The organism is Paenibacillus sp. FSL M7-0896, from assembly GCF_037975415.1.
Taxonomy (GTDB): domain Bacteria; phylum Bacillota; class Bacilli; order Paenibacillales; family Paenibacillaceae; genus Paenibacillus_AQ; species Paenibacillus_AQ silagei.
On sequence record NZ_CP150250.1, the window covers coordinates 4,039,742 to 4,060,201 of the forward strand.

18 protein-coding genes are annotated in these 20,460 nt (G+C 50.9%); 2 read left to right on the forward strand and 16 right to left on the reverse strand.

What is annotated here, in order from left to right; translation table 11 throughout:
* Positions 1–77 precede the first annotated feature (77 nt).
* From MKY12_RS17290 to sleB, 15 genes are all read right to left on the reverse strand, one after another.
* Positions 78–872, reverse strand: coding sequence for a TIGR00282 family metallophosphoesterase (locus MKY12_RS17290; RefSeq protein WP_036724768.1), 795 nt, complete (start codon positions 870–872; stop codon positions 78–80).
* A 146-nt stretch (positions 873–1,018) separates the two neighbouring features.
* Positions 1,019–2,560 (reverse strand): ribonuclease Y, encoded by a 1,542-nt coding sequence (gene rny / locus MKY12_RS17295; protein WP_036724766.1) that lies wholly within the window; start codon positions 2,558–2,560, stop codon positions 1,019–1,021.
* Between the two features lie 309 nt (positions 2,561–2,869).
* Positions 2,870–3,607 (reverse strand): RecX family transcriptional regulator, encoded by a 738-nt coding sequence (locus tag MKY12_RS17300; protein ID WP_209879586.1) that lies wholly within the window; start codon positions 3,605–3,607, stop codon positions 2,870–2,872.
* A 115-nt stretch (positions 3,608–3,722) separates the two neighbouring features.
* Positions 3,723–4,787: a recombinase RecA gene (gene recA, locus MKY12_RS17305; protein ID WP_036724761.1), complete on the reverse strand. Its 1,065-nt coding sequence runs from the start codon at positions 4,785–4,787 to the stop codon at positions 3,723–3,725.
* Positions 4,788–5,084: 297 nt separating this feature from the next.
* Positions 5,085–6,374, reverse strand: coding sequence for a competence/damage-inducible protein A (locus MKY12_RS17310; protein ID WP_339310126.1), 1,290 nt, complete (start codon positions 6,372–6,374; stop codon positions 5,085–5,087).
* A gap of 58 nt (positions 6,375–6,432) precedes the next feature.
* Positions 6,433–7,020: a CDP-diacylglycerol--glycerol-3-phosphate 3-phosphatidyltransferase gene (gene pgsA / locus MKY12_RS17315; RefSeq protein WP_036724758.1), complete on the reverse strand. Its 588-nt coding sequence runs from the start codon at positions 7,018–7,020 to the stop codon at positions 6,433–6,435.
* Positions 7,021–7,169: 149 nt separating this feature from the next.
* Positions 7,170–7,661 carry a YajQ family cyclic di-GMP-binding protein gene (locus tag MKY12_RS17320; RefSeq protein WP_036724757.1) on the reverse strand — a complete coding sequence of 164 codons (492 nt, stop codon included), beginning with the start codon at positions 7,659–7,661 and terminating at the stop codon, positions 7,170–7,172.
* A gap of 134 nt (positions 7,662–7,795) precedes the next feature.
* Positions 7,796–7,957, reverse strand: coding sequence for a hypothetical protein (locus tag MKY12_RS17325; protein ID WP_179090467.1), 162 nt, complete (start codon positions 7,955–7,957; stop codon positions 7,796–7,798).
* Between the two features lie 83 nt (positions 7,958–8,040).
* A complete protein-coding gene (locus MKY12_RS17330) occupies positions 8,041–8,988 on the reverse strand; it encodes a RodZ domain-containing protein (protein ID WP_339249024.1) in 948 nt (315 codons plus the stop codon).
* Between the two features lie 48 nt (positions 8,989–9,036).
* Positions 9,037–9,819, reverse strand: coding sequence for a DUF3388 domain-containing protein (locus MKY12_RS17335; RefSeq protein WP_036724755.1), 783 nt, complete (start codon positions 9,817–9,819; stop codon positions 9,037–9,039).
* A gap of 132 nt (positions 9,820–9,951) precedes the next feature.
* Positions 9,952–10,212: a DUF3243 domain-containing protein gene (locus MKY12_RS17340; RefSeq protein WP_036692667.1), complete on the reverse strand. Its 261-nt coding sequence runs from the start codon at positions 10,210–10,212 to the stop codon at positions 9,952–9,954.
* Between the two features lie 132 nt (positions 10,213–10,344).
* Positions 10,345–11,112 (reverse strand): 3-oxoacyl-ACP reductase FabG, encoded by a 768-nt coding sequence (fabG, locus tag MKY12_RS17345; RefSeq protein ID WP_036724753.1) that lies wholly within the window; start codon positions 11,110–11,112, stop codon positions 10,345–10,347.
* Complete coding sequence (locus MKY12_RS17350; RefSeq protein ID WP_036724752.1) at positions 11,112–12,392, reverse strand: pitrilysin family protein; 1,281 nt, start codon at positions 12,390–12,392, stop codon at positions 11,112–11,114. The genes fabG and MKY12_RS17350 overlap by 1 nt, the downstream gene beginning before the upstream one ends.
* Before the next feature lie 2 nt (positions 12,393–12,394).
* Positions 12,395–13,636, reverse strand: coding sequence for a pitrilysin family protein (locus MKY12_RS17355; RefSeq protein ID WP_339314896.1), 1,242 nt, complete (start codon positions 13,634–13,636; stop codon positions 12,395–12,397).
* 184 nt (positions 13,637–13,820) lie between these two features.
* A complete protein-coding gene (sleB, locus tag MKY12_RS17360; RefSeq protein ID WP_339249026.1) occupies positions 13,821–14,672 on the reverse strand; it encodes a spore cortex-lytic enzyme in 852 nt (283 codons plus the stop codon).
* Between the two features lie 172 nt (positions 14,673–14,844).
* On the opposite strand from sleB, the gene MKY12_RS17365 reads away from it, so the two are divergent.
* Together MKY12_RS17365 and MKY12_RS17370 are read left to right on the forward strand one after the other, a co-directional pair.
* Positions 14,845–16,821: an AraC family transcriptional regulator gene (locus MKY12_RS17365; protein WP_339249027.1), complete on the forward strand. Its 1,977-nt coding sequence runs from the start codon at positions 14,845–14,847 to the stop codon at positions 16,819–16,821.
* A 187-nt stretch (positions 16,822–17,008) separates the two neighbouring features.
* Positions 17,009–17,554, forward strand: a complete 546-nt coding sequence (locus tag MKY12_RS17370; RefSeq protein WP_339249028.1) for a DUF402 domain-containing protein — start codon at positions 17,009–17,011, stop codon at positions 17,552–17,554.
* A 139-nt stretch (positions 17,555–17,693) separates the two neighbouring features.
* On the opposite strand, the gene MKY12_RS17375 is transcribed toward MKY12_RS17370, so the two are convergent.
* The gene (locus MKY12_RS17375) at positions 17,694–20,366 is read right to left on the reverse strand and encodes a DNA translocase FtsK 4TM domain-containing protein (protein WP_339249029.1); all 2,673 of its coding nucleotides are present in this window, start codon (positions 20,364–20,366) and stop codon (positions 17,694–17,696) included.
* Positions 20,367–20,460: the final 94 nt, after the last annotated feature.

Here is a 20,460-nt window from a genome sequence, read left to right on the forward strand (position 1 = left end):
TAAATATCACACTTCACCCAAAACAAAATGAGTATTACCGAATTACCTATTTGCAAGTAGAAACGGCATTGCCGTCCTTAGCTCATCACCCATTCATCCTCACGCAGCCGGATCTTCTCCAGTCGTGTCGCTCTGCCTGTAGCTTCATCCAGTTCTGCGAATAGACCATGCAGCTGCCATTTGCCTTCGTCGACTACAAACCGGGAGGGAAGCTGAGTTGTAAATTTATAGATGATCGCATCCTTTTCCATACCCAGAATCCCTTCTCTTGAACCAACCATACCCGCATCTGTAAGATACGCTGTACCTCCAGGCAGGATCACATCATCATTACTCTGCACATGAGTATGTGTGCCGACTACAATCGAAGCCATTCCATCCATAAAATAGCCCATCGCAATTTTCTCGGAGGTTGCTTCCGCATGGAAATCCACCAGAATGCACTTATGCTCTCTGCGCAGTTCCTCCACAATCTCCTCGCCTACCCGGAACGGATCATCAATTGCCGGAAGAAAGGTACGGCCCTGCAGATTCACAATCGCCAGCTGCTTGCCGTTCCCCTTAACAACGGTATATCCACGGCCCGGTGTCCCCGGCGGAAAGTTAGCCGGACGGATGATCCGCGGCTCGTCGTCGATGAACTCGAAGATATCCTTGTTGTCCCAGGTGTGGTTGCCCATCGTAATACCGTGGATACCCCAGTTAAAGAATTCGTTAGCGATAGCAGCGGTGATCCCTCTGCCGGCAGCGGCATTTTCACCATTGGCAATGATGATATGCGGCTGATATTTGCTTTTCAGGGAAGGCAGCATTTCACGCAGCGCTTTTCTGCCTGTATTGCCTACAATGTCTCCGATAAATAAAACTTTAATAATCTTCTCCTCCTAAATTTTGGGTTTGTGTATGCTCTGCCAACCATAAATCGCTGCTTAAGTATAATTTCACCTATTCTGCTTCATTCCAAACTCCACGGCGTGCTGCATGAAAAAAGGCCCCGCAAGGGGGCCGATTTCCTTATTTATTTCGCATACTCTACAGCGCGTGTCTCGCGGATTACCGTAACCTTGATATGACCCGGATAATCCAGCTCACTCTCAATCATCTTCGTAATATCGCGGGCCAGACGGAAGCTTTCGGCATCATCAATCTTCTCAGGCTGTACCATTACGCGAACCTCGCGGCCCGCCTGAATGGCATAGGATTTCTCGACACCCTCGAAGGACTCCGAGATCTCCTCCAGCTTTTCCAGACGTTTGATGTATGTTTCCAGGGTCTCACGGCGTGCACCTGGACGGGCAGCTGACAAAGCATCAGCAGCACCAACCAGCATAGCAATAACCGAGGTAGCCTCGCAATCTCCATGGTGGGACGCGATACTGTTGATAACCACCGGATGTTCCTTGTACTTCTTCGCCAGTTCGACGCCGATTTCAACATGCGAGCCTTCCACTTCATGATCAAGCGCCTTGCCGATATCATGCAGCAGTCCGGCACGTTTTGCAAGCACGATGTCTTCCCCAAGCTCACCGGCCATAAGTCCAGTCAAATAAGCAACCTCCATGGAGTGCTTCAGTACGTTTTGACCGTAGCTCGTGCGGAATTTCAGGCGGCCCAGAATTTTGATCAGATCCGGGTGCAGACCATGAACGCCAACCTCGAAGGTAGCTTGTTCACCGTATTCGCGAATCCGTTCATCCACTTCTTTGCGGGATTTCTCCACCATTTCTTCAATACGTGCAGGATGGATACGTCCGTCTGCCACCAGCTTCTCCAGTGCCGTACGGGCCACTTCGCGGCGGATCGGATCAAATCCTGACAGAATAACGGCTTCCGGCGTATCATCAATAATAAGATCAATCCCGGTCAGAGTCTCCAGCGCACGGATATTGCGGCCTTCACGACCGATAATCCGGCCCTTCATCTCTTCATTCGGCAAGGTAACGACAGATACCGTAGTTTCCGCCACATGATCAGCCGCACAGCGTTGAATCGCCAAGGTGATAATCTCACGGGCTTTCTTGTCCGCTTCTTCCTTAGCTTGCTGTTCGATTTCCTTGATCATCTGAGCAGTTTCATGGCGAACTTCCTGTTCTACATTGCTGAGAATGATACTTCTGGCATCATCGATGCTCAGATTGGAGATACGTTCCAGTTCAGTTACCTGATTCTTGTAAATAACATCAATTTGCTGTTGGGTTTCATCAATTCGTTTCTCTTTGTTAGCTACTTGTTCTTCTTTTCGTTCAAGCGATTCCATTTTTTTATCCAGCGATTCTTCCTTTTGCAGCAAACGTCGCTCTTGCCGTTGGATTTCATTCCGACGTTCACGAGTTTCTTTCTCAGCTTCGGTACGGATTCTATGAACTTCGTCCTTAGCCTCAAGTACCGTTTCCTTCTTCAGCGCCTCCGCCTCTTTCTTCGCGTTCTCCACGATGACTACGGCTTCTTTCTCTGCGCTGGAAATCTTAGCTTCTGCAAGGGATTTACGAATAAAATAACCGAATCCAAAGAATGCTGCAGCTACAACGAGAACGACAATGACCCAGATCAATGGATCCATCTGTTCACCTCCTCGTTGATATCCTCCAAGGATCTTCCCTTGGGTATTTGTGCAGTTGTTAAACTATCCGTTCATCACCATACAAAAAACCGGTAATACACCGATTGCCATACTGCACATGCTGCACATGCACATTGCCCGCCTTATCCGGCGATTACATTTCATATGAGTTGTACGCGAACCGGAACATAAGAGTCTGCTTTTTGGGAAGGAAAAAGGATTCTTAGTTTATGCCGATTCATGTTATATTTTATTATTTATAAAAAGACCTTGTCAAGAGAGTCGATAACCGTAATAAAGTCAAGAGAATCAATCCGGGAAGTAAAACTCCTCTTCTTCCCCCCCAGAATCCTGCTCATCCCGCAGAATCCCGATCACCTGGCGCACCATTTCTCCTGAGAATCCCCGGCGCATCAGGAACGCCCCTGTCTTCCGGCGTTTGTCGTTCACATCTCCCCGGATCGTATTCCATTTCTTCCGTCCGGTCTGCAGCGCGCTCTCCAGCTCCTGCTCGGGTGTGATCTCATCCAGCGCTTCCGCAATCAGCGACTTATCAATCCCTTTCTCCCGCAGCTCCTGCCGGATCCACATCTTGCCCTTACGCTGATTCACAATCCTCTGCTCCGCCCACTGCTTGGCGTACAAGGGATCATCAAGCAGACGTTCCTCCTGCAGGCGGAGCAGAACTTCGGCAATAACAGTCTCCCCTATTTCCTTCTCCCTTAAACGGCGGGCCATCTCCTGTGCGGTTCTGGGCTTGCGCTCCAGATACCTAAGCCCCTCCACATACGCCCGCTGGCGCTCGTCTGCGGCAACGATATCCTCCAGATCCGCTTTTACAAAAGCACTCCCGGTAATCATCCGGTATTTAATCATGACATCTTCATGAACAGTCATGTTGTAGTCTCCGAAATGGATTAGATAACGATAATTAGACTTCTTAAGCCGCTCTACCTTTGTAATTACCAGCTCTTGATCTGCCGGGAAATCCGCCAGCACCTGCTGCTCATCCTGTTCCTCGAATTCCTCATCCAATTGTATAACCATCCTGCCATTCACCTACTTAAGCTGAAATATTTACGAAAAGGCACCCTGTTATATCTTCACAGGGCGCCTATCCATCTTGACTTCATTATTCAATTAGAAGTAGAGGAGTACTTAATTACTCAATCTCAAGCAGCAGCTTCTCTTCTTCCTCTTGCTCCGCAGCCACAGCCGCTTCAGATGGTGGCTCTACCAGAGTCGTGAGATTACTTGCCTCACGGATCTTGTTCTCGATCAGCAGAGCAATATCCTGATGTTCCTTCAGGAACTGCTTGGAATTCTCCCGCCCTTGACCCAGACGTTCGCCTTCATAGGAATACCAGGCACCGCTCTTGTTGACAATATCCATCTCCGTACCGATATCCACAAGGCTTCCCTCTCTGGAGATTCCTTCACCGTACATGATATCTACATCCGCTTGCTTGAACGGAGGCGCTACCTTATTCTTCACAACCTTGATCTTCGTGCGGTTACCCACGACATCGTTACCCATCTTGATACTCTCTACCCGGCGCACATCCAGACGGACAGAGGAGTAGAACTTCAGAGCACGCCCACCCGGAGTGGTCTCAGGGTTACCGAACATTACGCCGATCTTCTCACGAAGCTGGTTGATGAAGATCGCAATAGTGTTGGATTTGTTAATGGCACCAGACAGCTTCCGCAAGGCCTGGGACATCAGACGGGCCTGCAAGCCTACGTGGGAATCACCCATGTCGCCTTCAATTTCTGCCTTCGGCACAAGTGCTGCTACAGAGTCAACTACAATGATGTCTACTGCTCCGCTGCGTACAAGCGCTTCAGCAATTTCCAGGGCCTGTTCACCCGTATCAGGCTGGGACAGCAGCAGTTCATCAATGTTAACGCCAAGCGCCTTGGCATACTTGGGATCAAGCGCATGCTCAGCATCGATGAAGGCAGCTTGTCCGCCCTGCTTCTGTACTTCAGCGATCGCATGAAGTGCAACCGTCGTCTTACCGGAAGATTCCGGTCCATATACTTCAATAATACGTCCTTTGGGAAGTCCGCCAATACCTAGTGCAATATCAAGTGCCAAAGATCCGCTAGGTACAACTTCCACTTTCATGTGAGTGGATTCTCCCAGTTTCATTACCGAACCTTTACCGAATTGTTTTTCTATTTGACGAAGCGCCATATCAAGCGCTGCACGACGATCTGACAATCAGACCACTTCCTTCACTGTTTATAGTATTATCATAACGTGTTTTGAAGGGCTTGCCAAGTCTTTTTTAGAACATACATTCGTTTTTTTTGCTCCCGGGGATAACAATCCCTTTTATTGTAAGATGCAGGCCTCCTTCCGGATGCAAAACTCAGCAGGTGCTTCTCTTCCGCTTCTTACGTTAATAGGAACAGTCATAGGATAATTTGTTATACCTAATATAAAACAAAAAACCGCAGCATGATCGCTCAAGCCACGGTTCTTCCGTATACATGAATTATATACCGGCCCGTACAGTTATTGCAAGGCCGAGCCTTCCAGCGGAGTAGCAACCTTGCGTTCTTCCAGGCGGCGCCACAACCGGTACAGCAGCGCCTTGACGGTGCGCAGCCGGATGTTCTCACGGGTGCCCTTCAGATTCAGCTCATATACCTCTGTCTTGCAGCCCCGCTCAGCCAGTCCTACGAACACAAGACCCACCGGCTTGCGCTCGGAATATCCCGGTCCGGCTACACCGGTAACCGATAAGCCGAAGTCCGTGTCACCGATCATACGCACCTGCTCAGCCAGTACCTCCGCAACCTCGCGGCTCACCGCTCCCGGGGCATCCGGACCTTCAAGCATGGCGGAAGGCACATTCAGCAGTTTCTTCTTAATATCATTGGAATAACACACGATCCCTCCGGCAAACATGGAGGCGCTGCCCGGAATATTCGTAATGCTCTCCATCAGCAGACCGCCTGTACAGCTCTCGGCAGCACTCAGAGTGAGTCCCGCATCCGCCATCCAGTCCACAATCAGCTGCTCCAGCGGCACATCGATGTTGGCATACAGATTCTCCGGCAGAATGTCCGCAATCGTCTTCTCCAGAGCATCGAGCTTGACCATAGCTTCCCGCTCGGACGGCGCCTTGGTGGAGATGCGCACGGTCACTTCGCCTTCCTTGGCATACGGGGCAATCGTTGGATCGCTCTGGCTGCGGATCAGCTCAATCAGCTTGTCCTCCAGCAGCGACTCGCCAATCCCGGCGAACTTCAGCATCTTCGAGTAGAGCGGCATTTCACCAGTAAGTGCATGCTGCTGAAGCCATGGCTTGGCCTTATCCGTGAACATCGGCTTCATCTCCCGGGGCGGGCCGGGCAGCACGATATAATATTTGTCTTCTTCTGCAAAAGCAATCCCTACCGCAAGGCCGGTATCATTAGGCAGAGGAGTCGTCCCTTCAATGACAAGCGCCTGCTTGCGGTTATTCTCAGTCATTACAATCTTGCGGTCATCGAAGAAGCGCTGCACATGATCCATGGCCAGCTGGTCGATGTGCAGGGTCCGGCCAAGCGCCGCAGCCAGCGCATCCTTGGTCAGATCATCCTCGGTCGGACCAATGCCGCCCGTGAACAATATAACATCCGCCCGGCTCTGAGCAATCCGGATCGCTTCCAGAAGGCGGTTTTTGTTATCTCCCACAACGGTCTGAAAATAAACGTCAATGCCTAATGCAGCCAGCTCGACTGAAAGAAACTGGGCATTGCTGTTCACGATTTGTCCAAGTAAAAGTTCTGTTCCAACGGCAATAATCTCTGCTTTCATAGCTGACGTTCTCCTCCTGATTGTAGGTATCCTGCAAGGTTAAGCCTGTTCCAGCCTCTCAGGCTTTGTTCAAATCCAGCAGATCCTTATTCTTCACGAAATAATCAATGCCAGAGTAAATGGTAATGATGGCTGCCGCCCAGATGGCAATGTCATCCACAGGGATGCTGACGAACTGGAACGGGAAATTGTTAAGCAGCAGCAGGGAAATAGCAACAATCTGAATCACTGTTTTTACCTTTCCCCATTTGCTTGCAGCCACTACCTTCCCTTCCAGCAGTGCCACCTGGCGCAGGCCGGTCACGGCAAACTCGCGGCTGATGATGACAATGGCAATCCAGGAATCGCATCTTCCCAGCTCGACCAGCGAGATCAGCACGGCCGAGACCAGCAGCTTATCCGCAAGCGGATCGAGCAGCTTGCCCAGATTGGTGACCATGTTATATTTTCTGGCTATGTAACCGTCAATTCCATCGGTACTGGCTGCCAGCAGAAAAATAACTGCCGCGACCAAGTGATTAATTGAAAGCTGAAAGGAGCCCCAATGTATCGGTTCCGGATAGAAGCTGAAGTCCACCAGCAGAAAAAACATCATGATTGGGATAAGGCAAATACGTGCTAATGTGATGCGGTTGGGTAAATTCACTGAAGGTTCCTCCCCTAGTCCATACGAATCCGGTATTCCAGCATTTTCTTCAAAACTGCTTAGCTAGTATATTATAGCCATAAATAAGTGTCAAAAAAACATGAAGCACCCCGCAAGTAAGGTAAGTATACACTGCGGGGCACATGATCTTACTTTAAATTGTTAAACTGTAAATCAAGCGGCAAATCAGCCTTGCGTAAAAGCTGGATAATCTGCTGGAGATCGTCGCGGCTTTTGCCGGTCACACGGATCTGATCACCCTGGATCGTGCTCTTAACCTTCAGCTTGGAATCGCGGATCAGAATATTGATCTTCTTCGCGTTCTCCTGGTCTATCCCTTGGCGCAGTCCCAGCCGCTGGCGCACCGTGCCGAGCGAAGCCGGCTCCACTTTGCCGAAATCCATATTCTTTAGCGTGATTCCCCGCTTCACCATCTTGGTCTGGAGGATATCAATAACTGCATTCAGCTTGTATTCATCCTCTGAGGCGATGACAAGCGCATCCTTTTCCAGCTTCAGGCTGCTCTTGCTGTTCTTGAAATCAAACCGGTTATCGATTTCCTTCTCGGTCTGATGAACCGCATTGGTCAGCTCCTGCATATCCATCTTGGATACGATATCAAATGAACTTTCTGAACTCATGGTTCCACATCCTTTACTTACAATTAGTCTGTTCCTATTATATGAGATAGGGGCTCTTAAGTCTAATACTGGAAAAGAGTGCACCTAAAAACACGCCTCCCGGAACCTGTCCGGGAGACGCTCACCTCTAAATATTATCTGCTGCGTGCAGGAGCCCGGAACATATCCAGAATCCCCAGCAGAACATGTGCCAGTCCAAAGCCCAGAATACCATATCCCCAGGCGCCCGGTGTCAAATAATACCCCAGGAGACTGACAATAATGCCAAGCCCTGTTACAATCCAGCTGACGGTCATGAGAGAATACACCTCACTTTGGCGAGAGAACTGTTAAACACTTCTAGGTTCTCCAATCCGCCAAAGACTATACATCGGATGTATTATTCTCCGGTAGTACTCCCGCCAGCAGCGCCGTCCGTACCGCTGTCCAGTTCAAGCAGCAGACGCGAGGAGGTTTTGCCGTCGGTAATAGCCTGTCCGTTGACCGAAATCGCGGTAGCCGGTGAATATCCCGATTTGATATACATGCCTTCGCTGTCCAGCGTGAAGCTGAGATTATCGCCGGCCTTGGTGTTCCCGAAGCTGAGCTTCTCCCCCTTGGAGTTCTCGCCCTTGTACACTTCAAGCCAGCTGACTCCGGTTGAGGCAATCACGACCTGAACCTGGCTTCCGGCAGGCGCGGAGACCTTATAGATCGTTGTCTTGCCCGATTTACGGTCCTGAGTAACGGTGACAGCACCCGGAGAAGCCGATGGAGACGGCTCTGGAGTTGCAGCAGGCGCAGTGGTTGCCGCGGCGCCTGCATCAGGTGTAGCTGCCGCATCCGCTGTCGCTGAAGGCACTGCACCGCCTCCAGCGGCAGTAGGAGAAGGCTTAGCCTTAGCCGGATCTTGCGTCGCGGTAGTCATGCTTGCATTATCCGCTTTCTCCGGCGAATCATTATTCATCGTGGAAGAGGCATATAAGTAGATGACCACCAGAATCAGCACCGGGAAGGTCCACATCAGCAAGGTCGGGAGCCACTTGGCGTTACGCTCCGTTTCAGGCTTGCGGCTGCGCTTCTGAATCACGGTCTCCATGGTAGTATCGACGGGAGCAGCAGGCACATTGCCGTGCTCCTCCATCAGCTCATCCGGGTTAACCCCGACTGCCTCGGCATAGGTTTTGATAAAGGCCCGGACATAAAAGCTGCCCGGAAGCACTTTATAATCCCCTGCTTCGATGGCTTCCAAATATTTTTTGCGGATCTTTGTTACTTCCTGGACATCATCAAGACTCATCCCTTTTTGCAGACGAGCCTCCTTCAAATGCCGGCCCAGTTCCGACATACCATCACCTCCTGAATGTTGTGTGAGCAATGCTCTTAATCAAATATATTAAAGATCTTCACTGTAGCTTGTCGTAAACGACTCGTACAATATCTCTTCGTTCGGTGAATTGCGCAGCTCAATAATAATATCGAAGTCATCGAAGGTGAATTCGGACTCCCGCACAAAAATATCAGGATGCTCAATCACCTTGGTGCTTGCCATACTCATGACATTCTGCAGCAGGTTATAATGCTTCTCGTTCGAGCGGATGGTGCTGACAATCCCGTCAATGATAAATACATTATGCGGATTCATCTCGTCTTCGGCGAGCTGGCTGCGGACGGTCTGGCGCAGCAGCGTGGAGGAGACAAACGTCCAGCGCTTCATCGCACAGACGCTGCCGGCAATAATCGATTCTGTCTTGCCTACCCGCGGCATGCCACGTAGTCCTATAACCTGATTGCCTTCTCTCTTAAACAGCTCGCCCAGGAAATCGACCAGCAGCCCGAGCTCATCGCGGGTGAAGCGGAAGGTCTTGCGGTCATCCGAATCCCGGTCGATGTACCGTCCATGCCGGACCGCCAGCCGGTCCACAAGCCGCGGTGTACGGAGTGCCGTAACCGTTATATTATCAACTTTCTTGAGCATTTCGCCCATCAGCATGATCTTCTCATCGTCGCTGGTTTCCAGCAGCATTCCGCGCGTCTTGCCTTCCACGCCGTTAATCGTCAGAATATTGACTTCCAGCATCCCCAGCATGGAAGCAATGTCGCCTAACAGACCGGGTCTGTTCTTATGTATCTTATATTCCATATACCATTGTTTATATTCCACTTGTGCGCACCTCATAGATTCCTTTTCCCTGCATGTTGTTTCAGATACACGGGTCATGTTAATGATATATAAAAAAAAATTGAAAGGCAAGGACACGATTGTAATAATTGCAGAAAAGCTCCCGCAAGGGGAGCTTCTTCCGCGTACCTATGCGTTTTTCTTCGCCAGTTTGACCATGAGTCCGGCAATGGTATGCTTCTCATCATCCGTTCCGACATCCCACAGCTCTTTGATGGCCCGGTTGGAATAGTTGCCCGGATCGACCTTCTTGTCGAGGAATTCCCCGATTTCGAACGCCAGCTTGGTGATGGTCTCGTCGCTCATCCCCATTTTTTCAGCCTGAATGACCCGGTCGCCCAAAAAACTTTTCCAGGTATCAAAGTTCTTCACTACGGAATCTGTTGACATCTTAAATCCTCCTCAGGTTTGTAATGATATTGAGATTTAGAAGCAACAGTTATAATATGTCTCAAGCCGGAAGGTCTTATGCTGGAGCATTTCTCCAGAGCAGGCTCATGGTTCCTGGCATTATACCGGTTATTACGTAATCCAGCCGCCGTTCGGACTGATGACCTGACCCGTAATATAACCGGACTCAGGCAGCGCCAGAAAATAAACAAGCGAGGATATATCCTCAGGGGTAGCCAGCCTCCCCGCAGGGATCTCCTCCTCCAGCATTTTCAGTTCATCCGCCTGCAGATTGGACAGCATGGCCGTGTGAACTGCTCCAGGCGCTACAGCGTTCACAGTGACCTTGGAGGGCGCCAGCTCCTTGGCGAGCGCCTTGGTAAAAGCATTCACTCCGCCCTTACTGGCCGAATACGCCACTTCACAGGAGGCACCCGAGATCCCCCACACAGAAGACACATTAATGATCCGGCCGTAACGCTGCGTGACCATATAAGGCATGAAAATCTGGCTGCACATGAAGGTGCCCTTCAGATTCACCGCCATGATATCGTCCCACTCCTCCTCGGTCAGATCGGCTAACATGCCATAATGAGCTTTCCCGGCATTATTGACCAGGATATCCGGCATCATGCCGCTGCTCTCCAGCCTTTCGGCCATGCGTACGAGCTGACTGCGGTCTTTCATATCTGCCGCTACGGTCATTACCTTCGCCCCCAGCGCCAGACAGCGCCGGGCCACATCATTTGCCGCTTCATGCGAATTCATATAATGAATCACAATGTTCATTCCCACCGAAGCAAAACGCTCAGCGATCGCGCCGCCGATTCCCCCGCTGCCCCCGGTAATGAGCACTGTCATTTCGCCAATCGGTTTGCTGTCCTCTCCCGGTAACATCATTAAGGACTCACCACCAGCGATACGGCCAGCTGCTCCCAGTTCACATGATCATGGAGCCGGGCATTCACTTCATCCAGAGTGATCGATTCATACAGGGGAAGCACTTCAAACAGATCTCCTCCACGGAACTGGTAACGGGTGAACTCATGGGCAATGCTCTCCGGCGAATTCAGCATCCGCAGGAAGCCGCCGATTTTCTTTTTGCGGGCCCGTTCGAAATCCTTCTCCGCGAAGCCCGTCTCCAGAATGCGTCCAACTTCTGCCTTAATCCGTTCAAGCAGCAGACCCGGATCTTTGGTATCGCCGCCGATCGCCGAGAAGGCATACTCCGCAGAGCTGTTAAATTCATGGCCGAAGCTGTCCGAGATCAATTCCTCGTCATAGAGCTTCTGATACAATGCCGTACTGCTGCCAAACAGCAGGTCCAGCATCAGCTTCGTGGTCAGATCACGGCGCACCGCCGCTTCACCGCTCAGACCATCCACCTTTTCCTTGAAGCCGAACATCATTTTGGGAATGGAGACAGCAAGTCTGCTCTCCACATGCTTCGAGGCTACCTGCTCAGGCTCCTCCGCGAAGATACGCGTAATTTCACCCTGCTTCTCATAGCTCTTGCCTTGCTGATTGCTGCGGATCAGTTCAAATACCTGCTCAGGGTCCACTCCGCCGACAACGAACAGCAGCATATTGCTGGGATGATAGAAGGAGTTGTAGCAGGTGTACAGCGTTTCCTTCGTAATGGTTGCGATGGATTCGATCGTTCCGGCAATATCAATGTGAACCGGGTGAGTAGCATACATAGCTTCAATCAGCCCGAAATAGACGCGCCAGTCAGGATTGTCGGCATACATATTGATTTCCTGCCCAATAATTCCCTTCTCCTTCTCCACGTTCTCATCGGTAAAATAAGGACGCTGCACAAAATCAACCAGCGTGCTGAGATTCTGCTCAATGTTCTCCGTGGCCGAGAAAAGATAGACCGTCTGGTCGAAGCTGGTGAAGGCATTGGCCGATGCGCCATTCGACGCAAAGGTGGCAAAAATGTCGCCTTCCGGCTCCTCGAACATTTTATGCTCAAGGAAGTGGGCAATTCCGTCCGGTACTGTAGTCTCCTCGCTGCCCGCCACCTTGAAGTGATTGTCTACGGAACCGTATTTCGTGGCAAAGGTGGCGTAGGTTTTGAGAAAAGCCGGCTTCGGCAGCACATACACCTGCAGTCCGTTATCCATAACCTCGTGATAAAGTGTTTCTTGAAGCCGTTCGTAATGGAGCTTCTCCATCCCTATTCCTCCTTCCCTGTCAGGAAATAAATCGTATCCAGCTCAAAAGTATCTGCTGCAGCCTTCACTTCAGCCGCCCCCATGCCGTCGACCTGGTCCATCAGCTCTTGGGCAGAACGGTCTTTGCCGGATAGCTGGCGGTTGAAATCAAAGGAAATCATCTCAAACGCCGAATCCTGAATCTCGGACAGCAGGTTGCGGATCATTGCCTTCGTCTGGCTAAGCTCCAGGTCAGTGATATTACCGGCCTTCAGCTCATCCAGCTGCTTGCGGATAATATCAACGGCTTTGCCGTAGTTCTGGGTCTCGATCCCCGATTGAATCGTTCCGATGCCCTTATGCCCGTCATAACGGGAGGAGGCGTAATACGCCAGACTCTCCTTCTCACGGACATTGACGAACAGCTTGGAATGCGGGTAACCGCCAAGAATACCGTTGTACATCAGCGCGGAAGCATACCGGTCATCCTTGTAGGTAATCGAGGTCCGCAGCCCCATGTTCAGCTTGCCTTGATTCACATCCAGCTTCTCCTCTACCGTCCGCACTTCCGTAACCGATACCGGAGTGAAGTCCGAGGTGTAGCCTCCGGCTTCGGAGTGATGGGCCCGGCCGAAATGAGCTGTCACCTGCTTCTCGACCTCCTCAGGTGTGGTATCGCCCACAACATACAGATCAAGCGTAGCTCCATTCAGCCAGGAGGTATAGCTCTGGTACAGCGTCTCAGGCGTGATAGCATCCAGATCGGCCCGTTGACCGAGGGGATGGAGACGGTAAGGCTCGTTGCGGCACATTTCCTCAATGCAGCGTTCTGCCGCGTAGCGGATTTTGTCATTCACAATGGATTCCAGCTTCTTGCGGATCGTCTCGCGTTCTGTAGCTACATAAGAAGCCCGGAAGCTTCCATTCTCAAGCAGGGGACGGGTCAACACCTCTCCCAGAAAAGCAAAGGATTCCCCAAGCAGGCTCTCCTTGCTCTGCACAAAGGAATCATTGATCGTATCCATCCGGAACTGGACAATCTGGTAATCCCCGCGTTTATAAATATCGAAGCCGAAGCCGGCACCGTACAGCTCCTCCAGACGCTCGCGGAATTGGGTAGTCTCCGGATAGGACGCTGTCCCCCGGCGGAGTACAAACGGAACCAGTGCGGTAGAAGTCACTGTACTTTCTTCAAGCGGAACGCCTGCATACAGTGAGATGGCGAATGTCTTGAACGCCTTGGTCGGCAGAACATGTATGCGCATGCCTGCGGCATGGCCATGTTGAAATGCATTATTAGTCAAGTCCAAAACTCCTTTGCAGCGTGGATGGATGCTCTATAACAAGTTTATGAAGTATTATCCATTCTAAACCATTCCAAAGTAAGGAAGCAACCGGAGGACAGCGTACCGGTTGCTCTTACGGAGGGTTGTATACAGACACAGTAAGCTACATGCAGAAAATATGCTGGCCGATCGTCTTCACCTGCGGACGGGACCAAATCCACTTGGAAGTCGCCGTCTTGGGATTGAAGTAATAGATACAGCCGCCCGACGGGTCCCAGCCGCTCAGTGCCTGCTGCACTGCCTTGCGTGCCTGTTCATTAGGCTCCAGATAGATCTGTCCGTCAGCTACGGCGGTGAAGGCTCCCGGCTGGAAAATGACGCCCGAAGGCGTGTTCGGGAAGCTTGGGGATTTTACACGGTTGAGAATGACTGCGGCAACAGCCACCTGTCCTTCAAAAGGTTCACCGCGAGACTCGCCGTAAACCGCGTTAGCCATGATCTTCAGGTCGTTTTCGGACAAGCCCATGGTATTGCCGGAGGACAGTTCAGCCGTATTGGTTTTGGCTGCAGCTGCGCCGGAGGGCGCTTTCTTCTGGGCGGTAGACGTCTCGGGCGCTGTCGGCTTCCAGGCTGTAGTCGCATTGTATAGCTTAAGCTTCGTCTTGGCCCCGACGACCCCGTCGGATTTCAGGCCGAATTTCCACTGAAACCAGGTGACAGCATTTTTGGTTTTGGTCCCGAACTGGCTGTCAATCTTCCCGTTAAAATAACCAAGGTACTTCAATCTTCCCTGCAGCTCATAGACATCCTGCCCGGAGGAGCCTACCTTAAGCGGAGTTGTGCCGAACACGGGCATGGCTTCCTCCCCTTCATCAGGGCTATCTGCGGCAACCTGTTCTGCTGCATATGACTTGGCATAGATCAAATCATGATCTTTGAAGACTGCACCGGCAAACGGTGCAGCTGCAAGGGCAAGGGTAACGGCGGCAATGATCCACTGCTTATGTTTTGTCATGGGATTCGCTCTACCTTTCTCTTGGAAGTTCTGCATGAATGGCTAAAGTTATTATGACGACTGGCAGGACTTCCTATGCATGACCGCAAATCAAGGAACCGTAAATCCATTGCAACTGAGAACGATTATCAACTATACTTGGGTTATGAAACAACAGGAGTTGAGAAGAAACATGGATTTTAAGGACCATATTGTACTGTGGAACCATGCTGCTGTAGAAGTTATCGATATCCGCAAGGCCTCATTCATTTCTGGACAACCTCCGCTGAAGTATCGCCTTCCGGCTAGTACATACCTGTATATCGTTCGCGGCAGCGCAAGTCTGCTTATAGATGACAGCCGATATGAAATCAGCGGCGCAACTGTCTTTCACGGGGGCAAAGGCACTACGATTAAATTGCTGAAAACACATGAAATTCTGGATTATTACCTTATTATGTACCGTTCAACGTTAACCCTGCCTGCGCGCCGCAATCTTACAGTGCTTTTGGAGCGCAGCAAGCCTTTTACCGCGTCATATCATTGCACTCCGGCCCATCCCCTGCCGCTGTATGAGCTTCTAGACCAGATGTATGGGGAGTGGCAGACAGGCAGCGACCTTGAGCATCTGCATGTCAAAGCCCTGTTCTATCAGTGGGTCCATGAGCTGCTTCATCAGATGCATGGGCAGGAGCTGCACCCGCTTAGAGCAGATGTGCTCGACCAGGCTGTACGCTATATGCATGATTCTTACAGCAGGCCGTTCACCCTGGATATACTAGCCGACACTTTGGGCACCAGCCCGAGGACATTATCGAGGTTATTCCGCATGCGGCTTCAGAGCAGCCCCGCCCAATATCTGGTTCAGATTCGCATGGACAAGGCACGTGAGCTATTGCTGGGCACAGAAGCCACACTGCATGATATTGCAGCTGCTGTGGGCTATCCGGATGCGTATTCTTTTGGAAAAATGTTCAAAAAGCACTTCGGAAACTCACCAGTAAGATACAAAAATTCTGTGCAGGCCGCTTCCCCATGGCGGGATATGATATCTGCGCTGTCTGCAAATGACATTGCCCGTGAAGGCACTCTCGGATATATTGATGATGATAATCATTATCAATATGATCTAAAAGGAGCGTCATCCATGTTCAGAACGTCTAAGCCATCCCTAATGTTAACCTTGTTGTTATGCTTCACCATAGTGTTAAGTGCCTGTTCCTCAGGAACTGCCACTACAACGACGGCGGGCAACGGCAGCAATACGCCAACCTCTTCGCCTGCTGCGACGGCATCCTCTACAACGTCCCCTGACAACACTGCAGCCGAGGCACAGACCCGGACAATCTCTACAATAAAAGGGGATATCGAGGTGCCTGCCAATCCTCAGCGTGTCGTTGTGTTGTACTTGCTGGGCGATGTTCTGGCGCTGGGCATTAAGCCCGTAGGTGTCTCTAGTGTAAATGAAGGTGCTGCCTTCGAGAACGAATTGAAAGATGTACAGAAGTTGGGAAGTTGGTTCGAGGCCAGCCCGGAAGCTGTCTTATCGCTTGATCCCGATCTGATTATCGTTCCTTCCGAGGAAACCTACAATGCTTTGCATGATATCGCACCCACCGTATTGGTGCCTTATGAGAAAATGACAACCGCTGAGCGGGTCAGCTTTATTGGACACACTCTTAATAAGGAAGATCAGGCCACCAGCCTATTAAATGATTTCAATGCCAAAGTGGAGGACAGTAAGCTGAAGCTGAAGGAAGCGGGAATTCTAGATTCGACCATCTCCATCATGGAAGGCGGCGGAGAACGCAGTATGTTAGTGATTATGAGCAAACAATACGGCCGGGGTTCGCAGGTCTTATATGAATATCTTGGCATGAAGGCACCGGAGAAGATTCAGCAAAAAATAGATAGCAAGACCGATGTCGGCGGGGAGTCTGTATCCTTTGAAGTCATTACCGATTACAGCGGAGAGTATATCTTCCGTTCCTCTTATGACGGAATGACTGACCTGACGGGAGACCCGATCTGGAACAGTATTCCGGCAGTCAAGGAAGGCCGGTTAATGAATATCGACTTCGGATTATCGTATTACAATGATATCTACTCCCTAAATGCGCAGCTTGATTACATGGTTGATGCTCTGCTTGCAGCTCCCCGGGTGAAGTAATACCAATGGCACCATTCGCAAAATAAAGTTAGGCAAAATCCAAACAGAGCAGCGCTCCCCTATATTGGAGAAGCGCTGCTCTGTTTTTAGATGTAAAACAACCTATAATCAGGTTCAATATTGTTGCTGATTCTCCGCTTTGATACAATTAGGAAAGAACACTTCTTAGGTGAAGGGAGCTATACATTTGAAGAGAAAATATGGGGACCGTTCAGATTGGAAACGTGTATTGGAAAGAGAATATGTCCAGTCATATCTTGAAACAGATAATTTTAAAGGCTACTTATCACTTCTGAAGATTGCCAAAGTTAAAGAGCCGTTGTACGTAAAATACTTTGACCAAAAGGTTTGCATTGTAAATGATGGGTATTCGTGGCTTCAACAATTCCCTCTTGATAAGCATCATTCAGTGACTACAATGTTTGACGAGCAAGGGCAGATTGTACAGTGGTATATTGATATATGCTATAGAAATGGTGTAAGTGAGGATAACGTGCCTTGGATGGACGATTTGTTCTTAGATATTGTCGTTTTGCCGTCAGGTGCAGTAATCCAAAAGGATTCGGAAGAACTCGATGAAGCATTGCTTCAGGGCAGAATTGACAGCTCTCTATATAACCTCGCAAGACAAGAGGCAGACTTAATTAATTCCCTTGTCAAAGACGGGAAATTCACCTTGTTGCAGCTTTCAGAGCAACATCAAGATATTCTTTTACATATGCTCCAAAAGTAAGTCTGATAAAAAAATCAACAACCTCACCCATTTATACTGGGATTGTTCGGGACACATAACATCAACGTTATCGAAAAGAACCTCTAATAAAAAGCTGTCCCAATCAGCCATTCATGGCTTGCGGGACAGCTTTTTACATTTATGAACTGAGTCTGTTCTGCTGATACTGCTCCAGTGACATCAGCACCTCACGCGGCTTGCTGCCCTCGTAAGGGCCGATTACGCCTCTGGCCTCCATCGAGTCGATCAAGCGTGCGGCACGGGTGTAACCGACGCGCATACGCCGCTGAAGCAGCGATACAGAGGCCTGCTTGGCTTCCAGGACAATCTGGACGGCCTGTTCATACAATTCGTCCTGCGGCTCCTGATCCTCGCTCATGGTGTCGTCCACCTCAGGCACAAGCGACTCATCGTAATTCGCTTCCCCCTGGCTGCTGACATACTGTACAATTGTCTCTACTTCCTGATCGCTCATGAAAGCGCCCTGGACACGAATCGGCTTGGAAGCCCCCATCGGCAGGAACAGCATATCGCCGCGTCCGAGCAGCTTCTCGGCACCCGGCATATCCAGAATGGTCCGGGAATCCACATTCGAAGAGACGCCGAAGGCGATCCGCGAAGGAATATTCGCCTTGATCAGGCCGGTGATAACGTCAACCGAAGGACGCTGTGTGGCGATAATCAGATGAATTCCCGCCGCCCGCGCCATCTGGGCCAGCCGGCAGATCGCATCCTCTACATCATTGGCCGCAACCATCATCAGATCCGCAAGCTCGTCCACGATGACCACAATATAGGGCAGTACTGCTGCCGGATTATCCTTCATCAAGTTGTTATAGCCTTCCATATTGCGTGTGCCTGATTTGGAGAACAGCTCATACCGCTTCTCCATCTCCACCACAATCTTCTTCAAGGCCAGACTGGCACGCTTGGGGTCTGTCACTACCGGAGCCAGCAAATGCGGAATGCCGTTATATACATTCAGCTCGACCATCTTAGGGTCAACCATAAGGAATTTCACTTCATTCGGCTTAGCCTTATATAGAATGCTGGTAATAATACCGTTGATGCAGACCGATTTACCGGAGCCGGTTGCTCCTGCTACCAGCAGATGGGGCATCTTGGCGAGATTGCCGATAATCGTCTGGCCGGAGATATCCCGCCCGAAGGCAATGGACAGCCGTGAATCCGCCTCCTGGAAAATCTGCGTCTCCATCACTTCACGCATGGTGACGACCGAGACCTCCGAATTCGGCACTTCGATACCGATGGCTGATTTGCCGGGAATCGGCGCTTCCATACGGATATCTTTGGCTGCCAGTGCCAGCGCAATATCATCGGTAAGATTGACAATCCGGCTGACCTTTACGCCGATATCCGGCTGAATCTCATACCGGGTCACCGCTGGTCCACGAACCACTTCCAGCACCTTCGCCCTTACACCGAAGCTCTCCAGTGTAGCCTCCAGCTTGCGTGCCGTCTGCATATAATCATTCTGATCGCCCGCCTTCGCCCCGTTACTCGGCTTAGCCAGCAAACGGAAGGACGGCAGCTTGTACGGCTTGGGCGGAGGTGGAGGCGGTATAATCGGAGCCGCTTCGCCCTCCTCTGCCGTTCCCAGCAGCCCGTCCAGCTCTACAGGCAGTATACCCTCCCCGGATTCCCCTGACGGAACAGAATCTGCTCCCGCTCTCGTAAGCTCAGCAGCACCTGTTCCGGTGACAGCACCACCACGTGCCGCTGGTGAGAATTCGCTCCATTCCTCCCGGTCCTCGGCATTCAGCCCTTCAGAGCGGATATGCTCGAAGAAGTCCCGGATGATCGGCGTAACAGGCTCAAGCTCTTCATCCGGGAAGTCCTCCTCGCCATACTCCTCCAGAGGAATACCTCCCGCTGCTGTCATTCCGGAGATGACCGGACCACCCCGCGGATCAGTAATGATAATATCCGGCAGTTCTTCCTCCAGATCATCCATGACTTCCGGCTGATTCTGGCGGTCAGCCCCGCTGAACCATCCGGTAATTCTGCCCAGCAGCTTCGACTGTCCGCGTCTTGGCAGCTGCTGACCCGATCCGTCATCCTCTTCAAAGTAATCGTCATCATCCGCAGGTTCCGGCGTTGTAACTCTGCTGGCTCTAGCCGGTCTGCTGTTAACCACTGGAATGGCAGCCGGGCGGTTCGCCGCCCGGAGCTTAATTCCTTCAATCAGCTTGACGGCCCTTACCCGGAGTAAGGTAAACAGCTCTACATAGGAGAGATTGGTAATCAGCATGAAGCTGATGGCCAGCAATACAATCATCAGCAGCTTAGCGCCCAGATTGCCGAACAGCCACAGGAGCGCAGCGTATTCAAGCGCACCGATGTACCCCCCGCTGATGTCCTTGCCCAACATGTACACGCTGCTGTCGCCGGCGCCCGGGGAGAGGGCGCCGGATAGATCATTATGTATTTGAGACAGTACATTGCCCGGATGCAGCATCCCGAGCGGGCCCAGCTTCTGCTGCATCGCTGATATGGTACTCATCAGGCACATGGACAACAGCAGGAGCAGTCCGCCGGTATAGCGGCTGTTCCAGGTGGACGGCCATTTCCTGTGAATCATTACCATCAGACCATAAAAGGTTCCCGCCAGCGGCAGCACAAAATAGAATCTGCCGAGCAAATAACCTGCCATGCTTGAGAGCGAGCGGCCGACAGCCGCTTCCCCCGACAAAGCAATGACGGAAATCGTAATCAGCAGAATTCCGTAGATTTCATATTTTAAAACACTGCCCAGCAGCGCTTTCTTCTTCTTTCTTCTCCGTTTAGCCACGCCAGCCACCCCCGAGTCAACATTATACCATATAATGGCGTGGCGTACCTATGTTCTCTTTTGTCAGAATATGCATCTTTAGGGGGTTTGTTCG